Origin of the sequence: Pseudomonas fortuita, assembly GCF_026898135.2 — a bacterium.
GTDB classification, from domain to species: Bacteria; Pseudomonadota; Gammaproteobacteria; order Pseudomonadales; family Pseudomonadaceae; genus Aquipseudomonas; species Aquipseudomonas fortuita.
The window spans coordinates 3738656-3755429 of sequence record NZ_CP114035.2 but is presented as its reverse complement, the minus strand read 5'-3'; the positions used below and the strand labels follow the sequence as shown (position 1 = coordinate 3755429).

Annotated in this window: 13 protein-coding genes; 10 read left to right on the top strand and 3 right to left on the bottom strand. The window is 64.5% G+C overall.

Translation table 11 applies throughout. The features are described from left to right. The first annotated feature begins 32 nt into the window (after positions 1-32). From OZ911_RS17055 to OZ911_RS17010, 10 genes are all read left to right on the top strand, one after another. A complete protein-coding gene (locus OZ911_RS17055; protein WP_016487569.1) occupies positions 33-1193 on the top strand; it encodes an acyl-CoA dehydrogenase family protein in 1161 nt (386 codons plus the stop codon). A gap of 18 nt (positions 1194-1211) precedes the next feature. After that, on the top strand, positions 1212-3329 hold the full coding sequence (locus OZ911_RS17050; protein WP_070086533.1) for an acetate--CoA ligase family protein: 2118 nt from the start codon (positions 1212-1214) through the stop codon (positions 3327-3329). Next, positions 3322-4929 (top strand): 5-guanidino-2-oxopentanoate decarboxylase, encoded by a 1608-nt coding sequence (locus OZ911_RS17045; RefSeq protein WP_023048790.1) that lies wholly within the window; start codon positions 3322-3324, stop codon positions 4927-4929. The genes OZ911_RS17050 and OZ911_RS17045 overlap by 8 nt, the downstream gene beginning before the upstream one ends. A gap of 34 nt (positions 4930-4963) precedes the next feature. Then, positions 4964-6193 (top strand): alanine racemase, encoded by a 1230-nt coding sequence (alr, locus tag OZ911_RS17040; RefSeq protein ID WP_023048789.1) that lies wholly within the window; start codon positions 4964-4966, stop codon positions 6191-6193. Between the two features lie 24 nt (positions 6194-6217). Then, on the top strand, positions 6218-7408 hold the full coding sequence (locus OZ911_RS17035; RefSeq protein ID WP_023048788.1) for a pyridoxal phosphate-dependent aminotransferase: 1191 nt from the start codon (positions 6218-6220) through the stop codon (positions 7406-7408). Then, positions 7401-8813, top strand: a complete 1413-nt coding sequence (locus tag OZ911_RS17030; protein WP_070086534.1) for an aldehyde dehydrogenase family protein — start codon at positions 7401-7403, stop codon at positions 8811-8813. The genes OZ911_RS17035 and OZ911_RS17030 overlap by 8 nt, the downstream gene beginning before the upstream one ends. A gap of 43 nt (positions 8814-8856) precedes the next feature. Beyond that, a complete protein-coding gene (locus OZ911_RS17025; RefSeq protein WP_033731667.1) occupies positions 8857-9558 on the top strand; it encodes an NAD(P)H-dependent oxidoreductase in 702 nt (233 codons plus the stop codon). A gap of 257 nt (positions 9559-9815) precedes the next feature. Beyond that, positions 9816-10919 (top strand): polyamine ABC transporter substrate-binding protein, encoded by a 1104-nt coding sequence (locus tag OZ911_RS17020; RefSeq protein ID WP_016487562.1) that lies wholly within the window; start codon positions 9816-9818, stop codon positions 10917-10919. 34 nt (positions 10920-10953) lie between these two features. Continuing rightward, positions 10954-12366, top strand: coding sequence for an aminotransferase (locus tag OZ911_RS17015; RefSeq protein ID WP_023047757.1), 1413 nt, complete (start codon positions 10954-10956; stop codon positions 12364-12366). 53 nt (positions 12367-12419) lie between these two features. After that, positions 12420-13253, top strand: coding sequence for a helix-turn-helix transcriptional regulator (locus OZ911_RS17010; RefSeq protein WP_016487560.1), 834 nt, complete (start codon positions 12420-12422; stop codon positions 13251-13253). Between the two features lie 76 nt (positions 13254-13329). Here the strand turns inward: OZ911_RS17010 and OZ911_RS17005 are convergent, their stop codons facing one another. The 3 genes from OZ911_RS17005 to OZ911_RS16995 all read right to left on the bottom strand — a co-directional run bounded on the left by OZ911_RS17005 (position 13330) and on the right by OZ911_RS16995 (position 16736). After that, positions 13330-14409: a helix-turn-helix domain-containing protein gene (locus OZ911_RS17005; protein ID WP_016487559.1), complete on the bottom strand. Its 1080-nt coding sequence runs from the start codon at positions 14407-14409 to the stop codon at positions 13330-13332. Between the two features lie 155 nt (positions 14410-14564). Next, a complete protein-coding gene (locus tag OZ911_RS17000; protein WP_016487558.1) occupies positions 14565-15536 on the bottom strand; it encodes a PDR/VanB family oxidoreductase in 972 nt (323 codons plus the stop codon). 78 nt (positions 15537-15614) lie between these two features. Beyond that, on the bottom strand, positions 15615-16736 hold the full coding sequence (locus tag OZ911_RS16995) for an aromatic ring-hydroxylating oxygenase subunit alpha (protein WP_023047756.1): 1122 nt from the start codon (positions 16734-16736) through the stop codon (positions 15615-15617). Between the last annotated feature and the right edge of the window lie 38 nt (positions 16737-16774).

Genomic DNA, 16774 nt, shown 5'->3' with positions numbered 1-16774 from the left:
CCCGATACCGACCCTGATCAGGACCTTTGCAGATGAATTTCCAACTGACCCAAGAACAAGAAATGTTGGTGGAAGCGGTACGCAGCTTTGTTGCCAAGGAGTTGGCGCCCCATGAGGAAGCGGTGGACCGCGCCGATGCCGTGTCGCCAGAGCTGGCCGCACACATCCGTGGCAAGGCCATCGCCGCCGGGTTCTATGCCTTCAACATGCCCGAGGAAGTCGGCGGCGGTGGCCTGGACTACTTGTCCCAGGCGCTGATCGAACGTGAGCTGTCCAAGGTGTCCTGGGCGCTGCACGTGTTTGTCGCACGCCCGTCGAAAATCCTCATGGCCTGCAAGGACGAGCAGATCAACGACTACCTGCTGCCTTGCGTGCAGGGTGAAAAAACCGATTGCTTCGCCCTCACCGAACCGGGCGCCGGCTCCGATGCCAATGCCATCAAGACCCGCGCCGTGCGCCAGGGCGATGACTTTGTCATCAACGGCAGCAAACACTTCATCAGCCACGCCGGCCACGCCGATTTTGCCATTGTCTTCGCGGTCACCGACACCTACGAGCACAACGGGCGCAAGCGCAATGCGGTCACGGCGCTGCTGGTCGACCGCGGCACACCGGGCATGACCATCCGCCGCGGGCCCAAGTGCGTGAGCAACCGGGGCTACCACACCTACGAGCTGTTCTTCGACGACTGTCGGGTGCCGGCCAGCAAGGTACTGGGCGAAGTCGGCAAGGGCTGGGAAGTGGCCAACGCCTGGCTGACCGCTGGCCGGGTCATGGTCGCCGCCAACTGCGTGGGCCAGGCCCAGCGTGCCCTGGACCTGTCGCTGCAGTGGGCCGCCGACCGCAAGCAGTTCGGCCAGGCCATCGGTAGCTACCAGGGCGTGTCGTTCAAGCTGGCCGACATGGCCACGCAGATTCGCGCGGCCGAAATGCTCACCCTGCACACTGCCTGGAAGATGGACCAGGGCAGCATGACCGACGGTGAAGCCGGCATGGCCAAGCTGTTTGCCAGCGAAGTACTGGGCAAGGTGGCCGACGAAGCCGTGCAGATCTTCGGCGGCATGGGCCTGATGGACGAAGGGCCGGTCGAGCGCATCTGGCGCAACGCGCGTATCGAGCGTATCTGGGAGGGCACCTCGGAAATCCAGCGGCACATCATCGCCCGCGAACTGCTGCGCCCGCTGCTGCGCTGAGCGCCAGGAGAAGACCCCATGTCGCAATCGATTCGTGACAACCTCAAGCGCCTGCTGGCGCCCCGGCACCTGGCCTTCGTTGGCGGGCGCAGCATGGCGCGGGCGCTCAAGCGCTGCGCCGAAGGTGGCTTTGGCGGCGAGCTGTGGCTGATCAACCCTCAGCATGAAAGCCTCGAAGGCATCCCCTGCGTGGCACACGTGGCCGACTTGCCCTATGCCCCGGACGCAGTGTTCATCGCCACCAACCGTGAGCTGACCTTGCAGTGCGTTGCCGAGCTGGCCGCGCGTGGCGCCGGTGGTGCCATCTGCTATGCCTCCGGCTTTGCCGAAAGCGGCGAAGAGGGCCGCCAGTTGCAGCAGCGCCTGCTCGCTGCGGCCGGCAACATGGCCCTGCTCGGCCCCAACTGCTATGGCCTGCTCGATTACCTGCACGGTGCCGCGCTGTGGCCGGTGGCCCATGGCGGCAAGCCGGTGGAGAAGGGCGTGGCGATCCTCACCCAGAGCGGCAACTTCGCCTACAACCTGTCCATGAGCGACCGCTCGCTGCCGGTGGCCTACATGGCCTCGGTCGGCAACCAGGCGCAACTGGGGGTGGCCGAGTTGATGGACGTCTTGCTCGACGACCCACGGGTAACGGCAATCGGGCTGCACCTGGAAGGCGTGAAGAACGTCCCGGGTTTTGCACGCGCCGCTTACAAGGCATTGCAGCAGGGCACGCCGATCATTGCCCTGAAGACGGGTGTGTCGCAGATCGGCGCTGAACTGGCGCTCAGCCACACCAGCTCGTTGTCCGGCTCCGATGCTCTGTACGACAGCCTGTTCCAGCGCCTGGGCGTGATCCGCGTCAGCGGCCCGGTGAGCTTTGTCGAAACGCTCAAGGCCGCCGCTTGCGGGCGCTTGTCGGCAGAGGGCGAACTGATCGCGCTGGCCTGTTCAGGCGGCGATGCGGGCCTGATTGCCGATTATGCCGAACGCAACCATCTGCACCTGCCAAAGCTTGAACAAGGCCAAGTGACGGCACTGGCCGAAGTGCTGCCGGCCTATGCCAACCTGGTCAACCCACTGGATTTCACCACTGCCATCTGGGGCGATGAAGCTGCCCTGCAACGTATGCTCGACAGCACCCTGAGCGGGGCGGCCGATGCCGCCATGCTGGTGCTGGACTACCCGGCGGCCTTCACTGGCGAGCGCAAGGAGTGCGACTTGCTGCTGGCGCTTTACTGCGACGCGCTGGAGCGTCACGGCAAGATCGGTTTTGTCACCTCCGCCTTTCCGGAGCTGCTGCCTGCCAGTGCGCGTGAGCGCCTGCATGCCCGAGGCATCGCCGCCCTGCAGGGTGTGGAAGACGGCCTGGCGGCCTGGGGCCGCATCGTCGCTTACCAACGCAACCGTCAACGGTTGCTGGGGCAAGGCGAGGCTGCGCGGGTACCGCTGTGCCCACAAGCCGTCACGGGCGAAGGCCGTTTGCTGGACGAATGGCAAGCCAAGCAAGCCCTGCGTGCCTTCGGTTTGCCGGTGCCGGCAGGTGTGCTGAGTACGCCCGAGCGCGCTGTGGTGGATGCCGCCCGCGTAGGTTACCCGCTGGTACTGAAGGCGGTCAGCGCACAACTGCCGCACAAGACCGAAGCCGGTGCGGTGGCACTTAACCTGCGCGATGCCGCTGCCCTGGAGGCTGCACTGGTACAGATGCGCCAGCGTATCGCTGCCTATGCCCCACAGGTAGCGTTCGACCAGATACTGCTCGAACCCATGGCCGCGCCGCCACTGGCCGAGCTGATAGTGGGCATCAAACGTGAACACGACTTTGCCCTGGCGTTGGTAATCGGCGCCGGTGGCGTGCTGGTCGAACTGCTCAAGGACAGTGTCAGCCTGTTGCTGCCCACTACCGACAGCGCCATCCGCGCCGCGTTGCTGAGCCTGCGCAGCGCCAGCCTGCTGCAAGGTTTCCGTGGCCGGCCGGCCGCCGACCTGGACGCCTTGGTCGCAGCCATCCGCGCGGTAGCCGACTATGCCTGCGAAAACGCCGGGCAACTGCTGGAACTGGATGTGAACCCACTGATGGTCGGTGCCCACGGCACCCTCGCGGTCGACGCGCTGATCCGCCTCGGCCAGGCGCAAGGAGAACGACATGAATGACCTTACCCTGACTGCCGGCCAGGCGCTGGTGCGCCTTTTGGCCAACTATGGCGTGCAGACCGTTTTCGGTATCCCGGGTGTGCACACCCTGGAGTTGTACCGCGGCCTGCCGGGCAGCGGTATCCGCCATGTGCTTACCCGCCACGAGCAGGGCGCCGGTTTCATGGCAGACGGCTATGCGCGGGTGAGCGGCAAGCCGGGCGTGTGCTTTGTCATCACCGGCCCGGGGGTGACCAACGCCGCCACCGCCATCGGCCAGGCCTATGCCGATTCCATTCCGATGCTGGTGATTTCCAGCGTCAACCATACCGCCAGCCTGGGCAAGGGCTGGGGCTGCCTGCACGAAACCCAGGACCAACGTGCCATGACCGCGCCGATTACCGCGTTCTCTGCGGTGGCTTTGAGTGGCGACGACCTACCCGAATTGATTGCCCGTGCCTGGGCTGTGTTCGACAGCGAGCGGCCGCGCCCGGTGCACATTTCGGTGCCGCTGGACGTGCTGGCCGCACCCGTCAGCCGTGACTGGAGCGATGAGGTGGCACGCCGCCCCGAGCGTGGCCAGCCGTGCCGCGAAACCCTCGACCAGGCTGCCCTGAAGCTGGCAGCGGCCAAGCGGCCAATGATCATCGCCGGTGGCGGTGCGCTGCACGCGGCTGAACAGCTGGCGCAGTTGAGCACCCGGCTGGCCGCACCAGTATTCACCAGCGTGGCCGGCAAGGGCCTGCTGCCGCCGCAGGCGCCATTGAATGCGGGTTCCAGCCTGTGCGTGGAGCCTGGTTGGCAGTTGATCAGCCAAGCCGATGTGGTGCTGGCAGTGGGCACCGAAATGGCCGACACCGACTTCTGGCGCGAGCGCCTGCCAATCACTGGCGAGCTGCTGCGGGTGGACATCGACCCACGCAAGTTCAACGACTTCTACCCCTGTGCCATTGCCTTGCAAGGTGATGCCCGGCAAACCCTGGCCGGCTTGCTCGAACACCTGCCAGCACTCGACCGGGACCCGGCTCAGGCCAGCGAAGCGGTCAGCCAGTTGCGCCAGGCCATCCGCACCGGGCATGCACCGTTGCAGGCCACGCATCAGGCCATTCTGGACCGCATCGCCACCGTGCTGCCCGATGAGGCGTTCATCAGCAGCGACATGACCCAACTGGCCTACACCGGCAACTACGCTTTCGCCAGCCGGGCGCCGCGCAGCTGGCTGCACCCCACTGGCTACGGCACCCTTGGCTACGGCCTGCCGGCCGGCATCGGCGGCATGCTTGCCACCGGCCACCGCCCGGGCCTGGTGCTGGTGGGCGACGGTGGTTTTCTTTATACCGCCCAGGAGCTCGCCACTGCCGTGGAGGAGCTGGACCGGCCTTTGGTGGTGCTGCTGTGGAACAACGACGCCCTCGGCCAGATCCGCGATGACATGCTCGGCCTGAACATCGAGCCGGTCGGCGTGCTGCCACGTAACCCGGACTTCATCGGCCTGGCCCGTGCCTTTGGTTGCGCGGTGCGCCAGCCACGTGATCTGGACACGCTGCAGGCCGACCTGGCCAGTGGCTTCGCCACCCCCGGCGTTACTTTCATCGAACTCAAACACACCTGCGTCTGTTAAGACGCGCACAACGACAAGAACAAGAGAAACCGACATGCCATTTCGCCGCACCCTGCTGGCCGCATCCCTGGCCCTGCTGATCACCGGTCAAGCCCCCCTGTATGCCGCACCTCCGCTGTCGATGGACAATGGCACCAACGCCCTGACCGTGCAGAACAGCAACGCCTGGGTCGAAGTCAGCGCCAGCGCCCTGCAACACAACATCCGCACCCTGCAGGCCGAGCTGGCTGGCAAGTCCAGGCTGTGCGCCGTGCTCAAGGCCGACGCCTATGGCCACGGTATCGGCCTGGTGATGCCGTCTATCATTGCCCAGGGCGTGCCCTGCGTGGCGGTGGCCAGCAACGAGGAGGCCCGCGTGGTCCGCGCCAGTGGCTTCACCGGGCAACTGGTGCGGGTACGCCTGGCCAGCCTCAGCGAGCTGGAAGATGCCTTGCAGTACGACATGGAAGAGCTGGTCGGCAGCGCCGAATTTGCCCGCCAGGTCGATTCCATCGCCGCACGCCACGGCAAGACCCTGCGCATACATATGGCGCTCAACTCCAGTGGCATGAGCCGCAACGGTGTAGAGATGGCGACCTGGTCCGGCCGTGGCGAAGCGCTGCAGATCACCGATCAGAAGCACCTCGAGCTGGTTGCGCTGATGACCCACTTCGCCGTCGAAGACAAGGACGATGTCCGCAAGGGCCTGGCGGCCTTCAACGAGCAGACCGATTGGTTGATCAAGCACGCGAAGCTCGACCGCAGCAAACTCACCCTGCACGCCGCCAACTCGTTCGCTACCCTGGAGGTGCCGGAGGCGCGCCTGGACATGGTACGCACCGGCGGCGCGCTGTTCGGTGACACCGTGCCGGCGCGCACCGAGTACCAACGCGCCATGCAGTTCAAGTCGCACGTGGCGGCGGTGCACAGTTACCCGGCCGGCAACACCGTCGGCTACGACCGCACCTTCACCCTGGCCCGTGATTCGCGCCTGGCCAACATCACCGTCGGTTATTCCGATGGCTATCGCCGGGTGTTCACCAACAAGGGCCATGTGCTGATCAACGGCCACCGCATACCGGTGGTGGGCAAGGTGTCGATGAACACGCTGATGGTCGATGTCACCGACTTCCCGGACGTGAAGGGCGGCAACGAAGTGGTGCTGTTCGGCAAGCAGGCCGGGGGCGAAATCACCCAGGCCGAGATGGAAGAAATCAACGGCGCGCTGCTGGCCGACCTGTACACCGTGTGGGGCAGTTCCAACCCGAAGATCCTCGTCGACTGAAACCGCCAAAGAAGGGAGATTACCATGCGCTACGCCAAGCTCACCCAACGCATCGCCGGCGACGGGGCTGCGGCCTGGGACATCCACTACCGCGCCCTGGCGCTGCAGGCCGAGGGCAAGGACATCCTGCTGTTGTCGGTGGGTGACCCAGACTTCGACACACCTGCGCCGATTGTCGAGGCGGCCATCGACAGCCTGCGGGCGGGTCACACCCATTACGCCGATGTACGCGGCAAGCTGGCCCTGCGCCAGGCCATTGCCAGGCGCCACCAGCAGCGTAGCGGCCAGGCCGTCGACGCCGACCAGGTGACGGTGCTGGCAGGGGCCCAGTGCGCGCTGTACTGCGTGGCCCAGTGCGTACTGGACCCAGGCGACGAGGTGCTTGTCGCCGAACCGATGTATGTGACCTATGAGGCGGTGTTCGGTGCCTGTGGTGCCAAGGTGGTGCCGGTGCCGGTCAAGCCGGAAAACGGCTTTCGGGTATGCCCGCAAGACGTGGCCGAGCGCATCACCCCGCGCACCCGCGCGCTGGCCTTGAACAGCCCGCACAACCCGTCGGGGGCAAGCCTGCCCCGTACTACCTGGGAAGCACTGGCCGAACTGTGCATCGCCCACGACCTGTGGCTGATCTCTGACGAGGTGTACAGCGAATTGCTGTACGAGGGCGAGCATGTCAGCCCTGCCAGCCTGCCGGGCATGGCCGACCGCACCGCCACCCTCAACAGCCTGTCGAAGTCCCATGCCATGACCGGCTGGCGGGTGGGCTGGGTAGTGGGTTCGGCCGAGCTGGCCGCCCACCTGGAAAACCTCGCCCTGTGCATGTTGTATGGCTCGCCCGATTTCATTCAGGACGCCGCTGTGGTGGCGCTGGAGCAGCCGTTGCCCGAGCTGGCCGCCATGCGCGAGGCCTACCGCCAGCGCCGTGACCTGGTGTGCGAACAGCTGGCCGGCTGCCCGGGCCTGAAGGCACTGAAGCCCGATGGTGGCATGTTCGTGATGGTTGATATCCGTGAGACCGGCGTAAGTGCCCAGGCCTTTGCCGACCGCCTGCTGGACCGCCAGGGCGTGTCGGTACTCGCCGGCGAAGCGTTCGGCCCCAGTGCTGCCGGGCATATCCGCCTGGGCCTGGTGCTGGGCGATGCGGCGCTGGTCGATGCCTGCCAGCGCATCGCCCGCTGTGCCGACGAGCTGAAACGGGAGTACGGCAATGCGTGAGTATGCGCGGCTGTACATCGATGGCGCCTGGCATGTGCCGAGTGGGCAGGGTATGGCTGAGGTGATCGACCCGGCCACCGAGCAGGCCATTGGCCGGGTACCACTGGGTGGCGAGGCGGATGTCGAGCGGGCAGTGATGGCGGCGCGGCGGGCTTTCGCTGGCTGGTCGCGCACGCCGTCCAGTGTGCGTGCAGGGTACATCCAGGCGTTGGTGGCGCAGCTGAAAAGCCACGCGGCGGAAATGGCCGGGGCCATTACCGACGAACTGGGCATGCCGGTGCAGTGGTGCCAGGCGGTGCAGGTCGAAGGCCCGATTGTGGGGCTTGCGCAGTACGCCGAACTGACCGGGTTGATGGATGAGGTGCGCGAAGTCGGCAATTCGATGGTGTACCGCGAGGCCGTTGGCGTGTGCGCTTTCATCAACCCATGGAATTACCCGCTGCACCAGATGATCGGCAAGCTGGCGCCGGCCTTGGCCGCCGGCTGCACGGTGGTGGTCAAGCCCAGCCAGGAAACGCCGTTGCACGCGTTTTTACTGGCCGAAATGATCGACGCCATCGGCCTGCCGGCCGGGGTGTTCAACCTGGTCAGCGGCCCGGGGGCAAAGGTGGGTGAGGCCCTGGCCCGGCACCCGCAGGTGGACATGGTGTCGTTCACCGGTTCAACCGGTGCCGGTGTCCGGGTGGCACAAGCGGCCGCGCCGACGGTGAAGCGGGTGTGCCTGGAGCTGGGTGGCAAATCACCGTTTCTGATTACCGCCGATGCCGACCTGCACGCTGCGGTGCGCCATGGCGTGCAGGACGTGATGATCAACTCGGGGCAGACCTGCACAGCACTGACCCGTATGCTGCTGCCGGCCAGCCGCTACGCCGAGGCGCTGGAAATCGCCGAGGCCGAAACCCGCGCACTGGTCATGGGCGACCCGCGTGACCCGGCCAGTTTTCTCGGGCCGATGTGTTCGGCAGGCCAGCGGCGCACGGTGCTCGACTACATTCGCCAGGGCCAGGAGGAGGGCGCGCGCTTGTTGTGCGGTGGTGATAGCGGCGGCTTCGAGCGCGGGTTCTACGTGGCGCCCACGTTGTTCGCCGACGTCGACAACCGCATGCGCATTGCCCAGGAAGAAATCTTCGGCCCGGTGCTGTGCCTGATCCCCTACGCCGACGAGGCCCAGGCGCTGGCGCTGGCCAATGACTCGCCGTTCGGCCTGTCCAGCGCGGTGTGGGCGGGCAGCCGCGAGCACGGCCTGGCGCTGGCGCGGCAGATTCGGGCCGGGCAGTGCTTCATCAACGGGGGCGGGTTCAACTACCGGGCGCCGTTTGGTGGCTACAAGCAGTCGGGCAACGGCCGCGAGTGGGGCGAAGAGGGCCTGGCGGAGTTCGTCGAGGTGAAAGCCGTACAGTGCTGAGCCACCGCTGCAAGACAACCTGTTTTGTGTAAGGAGAATGTTTGTGAATGTACTGATCATCCACGCTCACCCCGAGCCGCAATCGTTCACCGCTGCCCTGCGCGACCAGGCCGTGGAAACCTTCCGCGCCCAGGGCCACCAGGTGCAGGTCAGCGACCTGTACGCCATGGGCTGGAACCCGGTGGCCAGTGCCGATGACTTCACCCAGCGTGAGAACCCCGAGTACCTGGTGTATGCCCTGGAGCAGCGCCAGGGGGTCAAGCGCGGCGCCCTTGCCGAGGATATCCAGCAGGAGCTGGACAAGTTGTTGTGGGCCGACTTGCTGGTGCTGAACTTCCCGATCTTCTGGTTCTCGGCCCCGGCCATGCTCAAGGGCTGGATCGACCGGGTGCTGGTGTCGGGGGTGTGCTATGGCGGCAAGCGTTTCTACGACCAGGGCGGGTTGGCGGGCAAGAAGGCGCTGGTGACCGTGACCCTGGGCGGGCGCGAGCACATGTTTGGCGAAGGGGCGATTCATGGGCCGCTGGAAGACATGCTGCGGCCGATACTGCGGGGCACGCTGGCTTATGTGGGGCTTGAAGTGCTGCCGCCATTCGTGGCCTGGCATGTGCCGTATATCAGCGATGAGGCGCGCCAGGACTTTTTGCAGCAATACCGGCAGCGCCTGGAGCAGCTCTCGGACGACCAGCCATTGGTGTTCCCACGCCTGGCCCAGTTCGATGAGGCGCTTTACCCTCTATCTTGAGTCGTGCGCAGCCCCCTGTAGGAGCGGCCTTGTGTCGCGATGGGCTGCGCCGCAGCCCCAGGATCTGCGCCCCAGTACAAATTGTCGGGGCTGCTGTCGCAGCCCATCGCGACACAAGGCCGCTCCTACAAAAAAGCGCGCACTCAGCGAAGCACTAAAAACGACCACCCACACATTCGGGGTATGTTGCCCCTCGGCAAATCCCTCGATAGTGAACCCATCGGCTCGATCCGGAGCACTCACACGATGGAGTTGCCATGCGCAAGGTACTGAAGGTGATTGGTGGTCTGCTGCTGGCGTCTGGTGCCAGCCTGGCCCAGGCGACAGAGGTAGACAGCGCCAACACGCTACGGCTGTACAACTGGACCGACTACATCGGCGAAACCACCCTGGCCGACTTCGAGAAGGCCACCGGCATCAAGGTCATCTACGACACCTTCGACGGCTACGAAACGGTACAGACCAAACTGCTGACCGGCCGCTCCGGCTACGACCTGGTCATGCTCAACGCCTCGCTGGTCCCCCCGCTGATCAGCGCCGGCGTGTTCCAGGCACTGGACAAGCAGCAACTGCCCAGCTGGCAAAACCTCGATCAGCAGGTGGTCAACAACCTGCAGGGCTACGACCCTGGCCTGAAGTACTCGGCGCCCTACACCTGGGGCAGCTCGGGGGTCACTTACAACGTCGACAAGATCACCGCGCGCATGCCCGATGCGCCGATCGGTTCGCTGGCCATGCTGTTCGACCCCAAGATCGTCTCGCGCTTCGCTGACTGCGGCGTGACCTTGATGGACGCGCCCACCGAGGTCATCCCGCTGGCCCTGCAGTACCTGGGCAAGGACCCGCGCAGCGCGTCGGCCGCCGACCTCAAGGCAGCCGAACAACTGCTGCTGGGCATCCGCCCCTACATTCGCAAGTTCGACTCGGTCAACTACCTCACCAGCCTGCCCAACGGCGATGTCTGCCTGGCGCTGACCTGGTCCGGTGACTACGCCACCGCCCAGGCCCGTGCGGTGGAAGCGAAGAAGGACATCAAACTGTCGTTCTTCATCCCCCAGGAAGGTTCGCTGATCTGGTTCGACAACCTGTACATCCCCAAGGATGCGCCGCACGTGGCCAACGCCCACCGCTTCATCGAGTTCCTGCTGCAGCCGCAGACCATGGCCAAGGTCACTGACTACATCCACTACGCCAACAGCAACGCCGCCGCCACCGCGCTGGTGCGTGACGATATCCGCCAGGACCCGGCCATCTACCCCGACGCACAAACCCGTGAGCGCCTGTTCGCGCAGAAAACCCAGAGCCCCAAGGACATGCGCGCCATCACCCGGGTCTGGAGCACGGTCAAGACCGGTTTCTGAACACTGCCCAAAAATTCTCGCCAAGGAGCTGCCCATGGCCACCCCAAGCAAAGCATTCGCTATCGCCCACGACCCGCTGGTGGAAGCCGACAAGGCCCACTACATGCACGGCTACCATGTGTTCGACGAGCACCGCGAGCAAGGCGCGCTGAACATCGTCGCCGGCGAGGGCGCCTACATTCGTGACAGCCACGGCAACCGTTTCCTCGATGCCGTCGGCGGCATGTGGTGCACCAACATCGGCCTGGGTCGCGAGGAAATGGCCCTGGCCATCGCCGACCAGGTGCGTCAGCTGGCGTATTCGAACCCGTTCTCCGACATGGCCAACGCTGTGGCCATCGAGCTGTGCCAGAAGCTTGCGCAGCTGGCACCGGGCGACCTGAACCACGTGTTCCTCACCACCGGCGGCTCGACTGCTGTCGACACCGCCTACCGGCTGATCCAGTACTACCAGAACTGCCGCGGCAAGCCACACAAGAAGCACATCATCGCCCGCTACAACGCCTACCACGGCTCTACTACCCTGACCATGTCGATTGGCAACAAGGCCGCCGACCGGGTGCCGGAGTTCGACTATCACCACGACCTGATCCACCACGTCTCCAACCCCAACCCGTATCGCGCCCCGCACGACATGGACGAGGCCGAGTTCCTCGACTTCCTGGTGGCCGAGTTCGAGGACAAGATCCTGTCGCTGGGCGCCGACAACGTGGCCGCGTTCTTTGCCGAACCGATCATGGGCTCGGGCGGGGTGATCATCCCGCCCAAGGGCTACTTCCAGCGCATGTGGCAACTGTGCCAGACCTACGACATCCTGTTCGTCGCCGACGAGGTGGTGACCTCGTTCGGGCGCCTGGGCACCTTCTTCGCCAGTGAAGAACTGTTTGGCGTCACCCCCGATATCATCACCACCGCCAAGGGCCTGACCTCGGCCTATCTGCCGCTGGGCGCGTGTATCTTCTCCGAGCGTATCTGGGAAGTGATTGCCGAGCCGGGCAAGGGCCGCTGCTTCACCCATGGCTTTACCTACAGTGGTCACCCGGTGTGCTGTACAGCGGCGCTGAAGAACATCGAGATTATCGAGCGCGAGCAGCTGCTCGATCACGTCAAGGACGTGGGTGGCTACCTGGAGCAGCGCTTGCAAAGCCTACGCGAGTTGCCCTTGGTGGGTGATGTGCGTTGCATGAAGCTGATGGCCTGCGTCGAGTTTGTCGCCGACAAAGCCAGCAAGGCGCTGTTCGCGGATGAGGTAAACATCGGCGAGCGCATCCACAGCAAGGCCCAGGCCCGCGGCTTGCTGGTGCGCCCGATCATGCACCTGAACGTGATGTCGCCACCGCTGATCATCACCCATGCGCAGGTGGACGAGATTGTCGAAACCTTGCGCCAGTGCATCCTCGAAACCGCGCGCGAACTCACGGCGCTTGGCCTGTACCAAGGCCGATGAACCTGGCGCAAAGGGCTGTGCGCGGGCGTACCCGGCAGGCTAGACTGCCGGGCATGACCCAGGCCACTCCCGACACCCCGCTTACCCTGACAATGGGCGCGCTGCAGCAATGGCATGCGGCGCTGCAGCGTGCTTTGGCCAATAGCGAAACGCCCGAGGCGTTGGAGTATGTGGCCGCTGCCATTGGCCAGCTGGTGCAGGTGGAATCGATGATGATCAGCCTTGAGTGCCAGGGGCGCGCGCCGCAGCTGCTCTACCAGCAGGGCATTCCCGAGCTGCACCGCGCTGCGGTGCTGGAGCGTTATTTCAGTGCCGGCTACTTGCTCGACCCGTTCTGCCTCGCCGTGCAAAGCGGCCTGGCCGAAGGCTTTTACCACCTGCAGGAAATCGCCCCGGACAACTTCTTCGACAGCGACTATTACAAGGCCTATTACCTGGGCACCGGTTGCAGCGAAGACAGCTACTACATCGTCGATCTCAGCGCTGGGCGCAAGCTGTCGCTGAGCCTGTTCCAGGGTTGCAGCGGCACGCCTCTGAGTGCCGGGCAGGTCGACTTGCTGCGGGCGCTGGAGCCGATGGTGCGGGAACTGTTGGGGCGTTATGCCCGGCATAACCTGGAGCCCGGCGCAGCATCGGCCGAACACGGCAGCCTGCAGGCAGCGTTCGACAGCTTTGGTTGCCAGGTGCTGACCGACCGTGAGCGGGAGGTGGCACACATGATCTTGCGCGGGCACTCGGTGAAGTCGACCGCGCTGGCGCTGGGCATCTCACCGGAGACGGTGCGCATGCACCGCAAGAACCTGTACCTGAAGCTGGAGATCAACTCGCAGTCCGAGTTGTTTGCACGGTTTATCGACTGGTTGCGCGGCGATCAGCTGAAAATCTAGAAGTTTTTGCGGTCCCTGTGGGAGCGGGCATGCCCGCTCCCGCAGGAATCGCGTCAGTTTTGAAATTTGGGGTAGTTCACGAAGCGGCCAGGCGGGCCTCCAGCGCGGCGATGTGCGCCTGTAGCCGCTCATGCTCCTGGCGCTCGGCGCTGATGTCTTCGAACACGCTGATCAGGTGTTCCGGTTCGCCGCTGTCCCGGCGCTGCAGTGAGGTGCGGGCGCGTACCCAGATGTACTCGCCATTCTTGCGGCGCACGCGTTTTTCCACTTCGTAACGCTCGGTTTCACCGGCCAGCATGCGTTGCAGCAACTGCAGGTTCTGCGCCAGATCGTCAGCGTGGGTGATCTGCTGGAAGGTCATGCCGTAAAGCTCTTCGGCGCGGTAGCCCAGCAACTCGCACAGGCTGTTGTTGACCCGCTGCCAGGTGCCGTCCGGGTCGATGTAGGCCAGGGCGCCCCAGGCCAGCTCGAAGATTGCCCGGAAGCGTTCCTCGCTCTGGCTTAGCGCCTGCTGGGCCACTTGGCGTTCGGTGTTGTCCATGCTGATGCCGACCATCTTCACCGACCGCCCGGCGCTGTCGCGTACCACCGTGGCGCGGGAAGAAATCCAGCGCACTTCACCGTCCGGGCGGGCAATGCGGAAGTCACATTCACAGCCACCGCCGTCTGCCACCGCGTCGGCGTACATCAGCTGCATGCGCTGCACGTCTTCGTCGGGCAGGTGCTTCCAGAAGTCTTCGTTGTGCCGCACCGGCCAGCCATAGACCTGCTCGACGTTGGGCGAGTAGGTGACTTCGTCGCTGATCAGGTTCCATTCCCAGGTGACGATGCGTGCGCCTTCCTGGGCGAGCTTCATGCGCGTTTCGCTTTCCATGATCTCGGCGGTCAGGCGCCGACGCACATCCGTCATCGGCAGCTCGACCACCTGCGGTTGCTGGATGTTCTGCAGTGCTTCGTCGCCATAGCGCAACCAGATCCAGTTGACCTTGAGAAAGTCGGCCAGCTTGCGCAGGTTGTCGTAGTCGATCTCGCCGCCGCGGGTCCACTTGTGCACGGCGGTGCGCGAGATGCCCAAGGCCGTGCCCACGGCTTGCAGGGTCAGCTTGTGATGCTCGAGCAGTTCCTTGAGGCGGAAGGCGAAGCTGTTTTCCAACATCGGCAGGGTGTCCTGATCTGGGCCAAGAGCCTGCCAGTATACCCAAGCTGTCAACTTTTGGTTGACGGGTCCTCACCCTGCCTCTTTTGGGGAATAACCTTGTGCTGCCTGCACTGGCCTCATCGCCGGCACAGGCAACATCAGCCGGGCGGTTGTTAAAGGTCCAGCACCAGCCGCGCCGTACGGGCGCGGGAAACGCACAGCATGATGCTCTGCTGCGCCGCTTTCTCTTCATCGCTCAGGTACTGGTCGTAATGCTCGGCTTCACCCTCGAGGATGGCCGTCTCGCACGTACCGCACACACCTTCGCGGCACAGGCACTCGACCTTGGCAGCCTTGGACTTCTCGATGGCTTGCAGAATGGTCATGCCTTCTTCCACCTGCAGTTCCACGCCCGATTGCGCCAGCACCACGGTAAAGGCACTGCCGGTGACCGGGGTGGCGGCAAACTGTTCCCAATGCACGCGCTGCTCGGCAATGCCGGCCTTGGCGGCGCAGGCGATGACCGCATCGATCAGCGGTTTTGGTCCGCACACGTACAGGTGCGCTTGCTCGTCCAGCCCCGCGCACAGGGCGGCCAGGTCAAGCTTGCGGTCGAGGCTGTCGATGTAGAACTGGGTGCGTGCAGCGTGCGGGCCGTTGGCCAACTGGTCCTGGAACGCGCCGTGCTCTGGCGCGCGGAAAGCATAGTGCAGCTCGTAGTCGGCGCTGCCGCCTTCCAGCTCATGCAGTTGCGCCAGGAACGGGGTAATGCCGATGCCGCCGGCAATCAGCACGTGCCGGCCGGCCGAAGGGTCCAGGGCGAAGAGGTTGTTGGGCGAGGAGATGGTCAGGCGGGTGCCGACTTCCACCTGTTGGTGCATGAACGCCGAGCCCCCCTTGGACTGTTCTTCCAGGCGCACGCCGATCTGGTAGCTGCGGGTGTCACGCGGGTCGCTCATCAACGAGTAGGCGTTACTGAACTGGTTGCCGTCAGCGCCTTGCATCTGCACGATGACGTGGCTGCCGCCGGTGAAGGCGGGCATCGCCGCGCCGTCTTCGCGGGCCAGGGTAAAGCGCTTGATCAGCGGTGTGGCGTGTTCCACGTCGGTCACGCGCACGCTGAACATTTCATAAGTGTTGGCCATGGTTCACCTCGACTGCCTGGGTGCGCGGCAGGCCCTGCCGCGCACCTTTACGTGCCAATAAACGTGGAGCGGTTGCCATCAATCGTCGAGGTGGGCCACGGCGATCAGGTTGTGGAAGTGGGCAATGCCGTGTTCGCTCATGCCACTGCGCTCGCGGTCGGCCATGATGCGGCCCTGGCCACGGTAGCCACGCGACTTCAGGCCCTTCTGCACGCTTTCGACCAGGCGCAGGTCTTCTGGGCGGAACACTTCGCGGTACCAGTCGATCAACTTCTGCTGCTCTTCGGTGATCTCCTTGTTCAGGAAGTAGATGTCGTAGTGCTGCAGGGTGGTTTCGGCATCGACCGGGAACTCATAGATCACGGTCATGAAGTTGGCCCCTGGCGGCACGTTGAACATGGTGCACGGCCAGGCCCAGAAGCCGGCGAACGACGGGTCTTTCACGGTTTCGTCGAACTTGAACGACTGCTCCGAAGGCTTGGCCAGGCCATATTGCAGGGTCCAGTTACCGTGCATGGTGTGGCTGTACTGGCCGACGTCGACCGAGTCGGAGAAGCCTGGGTGCGCCGGGGCGCAGTGGTAGCATTCCAGGTAGTTATCGACGATCGACTTCCAGTTGGCCGGGGTGTCACTGACGAAGCGCGCCGCCAGGTGCAGGTCGTCGATGACCGCGCAGGCTTCACGCATGCGTGCTTGCATGCCTGGCAGCTGGTCTTCGACGGAGCCGGCCTCCATGTCCATGTTGATGAAGATGAAGCCGGCGTATTCCTCGACGCGCAGCTGCACCAGGGTGGAGTTCTCTTTGTCGAAGTTGACCACGTTGTCGCAATTGCGGGCGTGGGCCAGTTCGCCGTCGAGCTTGAAGGTCCAGGCGTGGTACGGGCAGGTGATGACGTTTTTGGCCTTGCCGCTACCGCTGAGCAGCTGGTGGCCACGGTGCGGGCAGACGTTGTAGAACGCACGCAGCACGCTGTCACGGCCGCGTACGACGATGATGCTTTCGCCGATCACTTCGCGGGTGATGTAGGCATTGTTGTCTGCCACTTCGCTGCGGTGGCCCACGCAGATCCAGCTGCGGGCGAAAATGGCTTCTTTCTCGTGTTCGAACACTGCGGCCTTGGTGTAGAAATTGGCCGGGATGGTGAAGGCCTCGTCGGCGTTCGCACAGAAATCGGCGGGCAGGCGTTTGAAGTCGTTCATGACAGGTTTCTCACAAGCTCGGTTTATAGTTGTTGGTT

Excerpts from the sequence above, each read along its gene's own strand:
- OZ911_RS17055 (WP_016487569.1), top strand. The coding sequence starts at position 33 with ATGAATTTCCAACTGACCCAAGAACAAGAAATGTTGGTGGAAGCGGTA.
- OZ911_RS17050 (WP_070086533.1), top strand. The coding sequence starts at position 1,212 with ATGTCGCAATCGATTCGTGACAACCTCAAGCGCCTGCTGGCGCCCCGG.
- OZ911_RS17045 (WP_023048790.1), top strand. The coding sequence starts at position 3,322 with ATGAATGACCTTACCCTGACTGCCGGCCAGGCGCTGGTGCGCCTTTTG.
- alr (WP_023048789.1), top strand. The coding sequence starts at position 4,964 with ATGCCATTTCGCCGCACCCTGCTGGCCGCATCCCTGGCCCTGCTGATC.
- OZ911_RS17035 (WP_023048788.1), top strand. The coding sequence starts at position 6,218 with ATGCGCTACGCCAAGCTCACCCAACGCATCGCCGGCGACGGGGCTGCG.
- OZ911_RS17030 (WP_070086534.1), top strand. The coding sequence starts at position 7,401 with ATGCGTGAGTATGCGCGGCTGTACATCGATGGCGCCTGGCATGTGCCG.
- OZ911_RS17020 (WP_016487562.1), top strand. The coding sequence starts at position 9,816 with ATGCGCAAGGTACTGAAGGTGATTGGTGGTCTGCTGCTGGCGTCTGGT.
- OZ911_RS17015 (WP_023047757.1), top strand. The coding sequence starts at position 10,954 with ATGGCCACCCCAAGCAAAGCATTCGCTATCGCCCACGACCCGCTGGTG.
- OZ911_RS17010 (WP_016487560.1), top strand. The coding sequence starts at position 12,420 with ATGACCCAGGCCACTCCCGACACCCCGCTTACCCTGACAATGGGCGCG.
- OZ911_RS17005 (WP_016487559.1), bottom strand. The coding sequence starts at position 14,409 with ATGTTGGAAAACAGCTTCGCCTTCCGCCTCAAGGAACTGCTCGAGCAT.
- OZ911_RS17000 (WP_016487558.1), bottom strand. The coding sequence starts at position 15,536 with ATGGCCAACACTTATGAAATGTTCAGCGTGCGCGTGACCGACGTGGAA.
- OZ911_RS16995 (WP_023047756.1), bottom strand. The coding sequence starts at position 16,736 with ATGAACGACTTCAAACGCCTGCCCGCCGATTTCTGTGCGAACGCCGAC.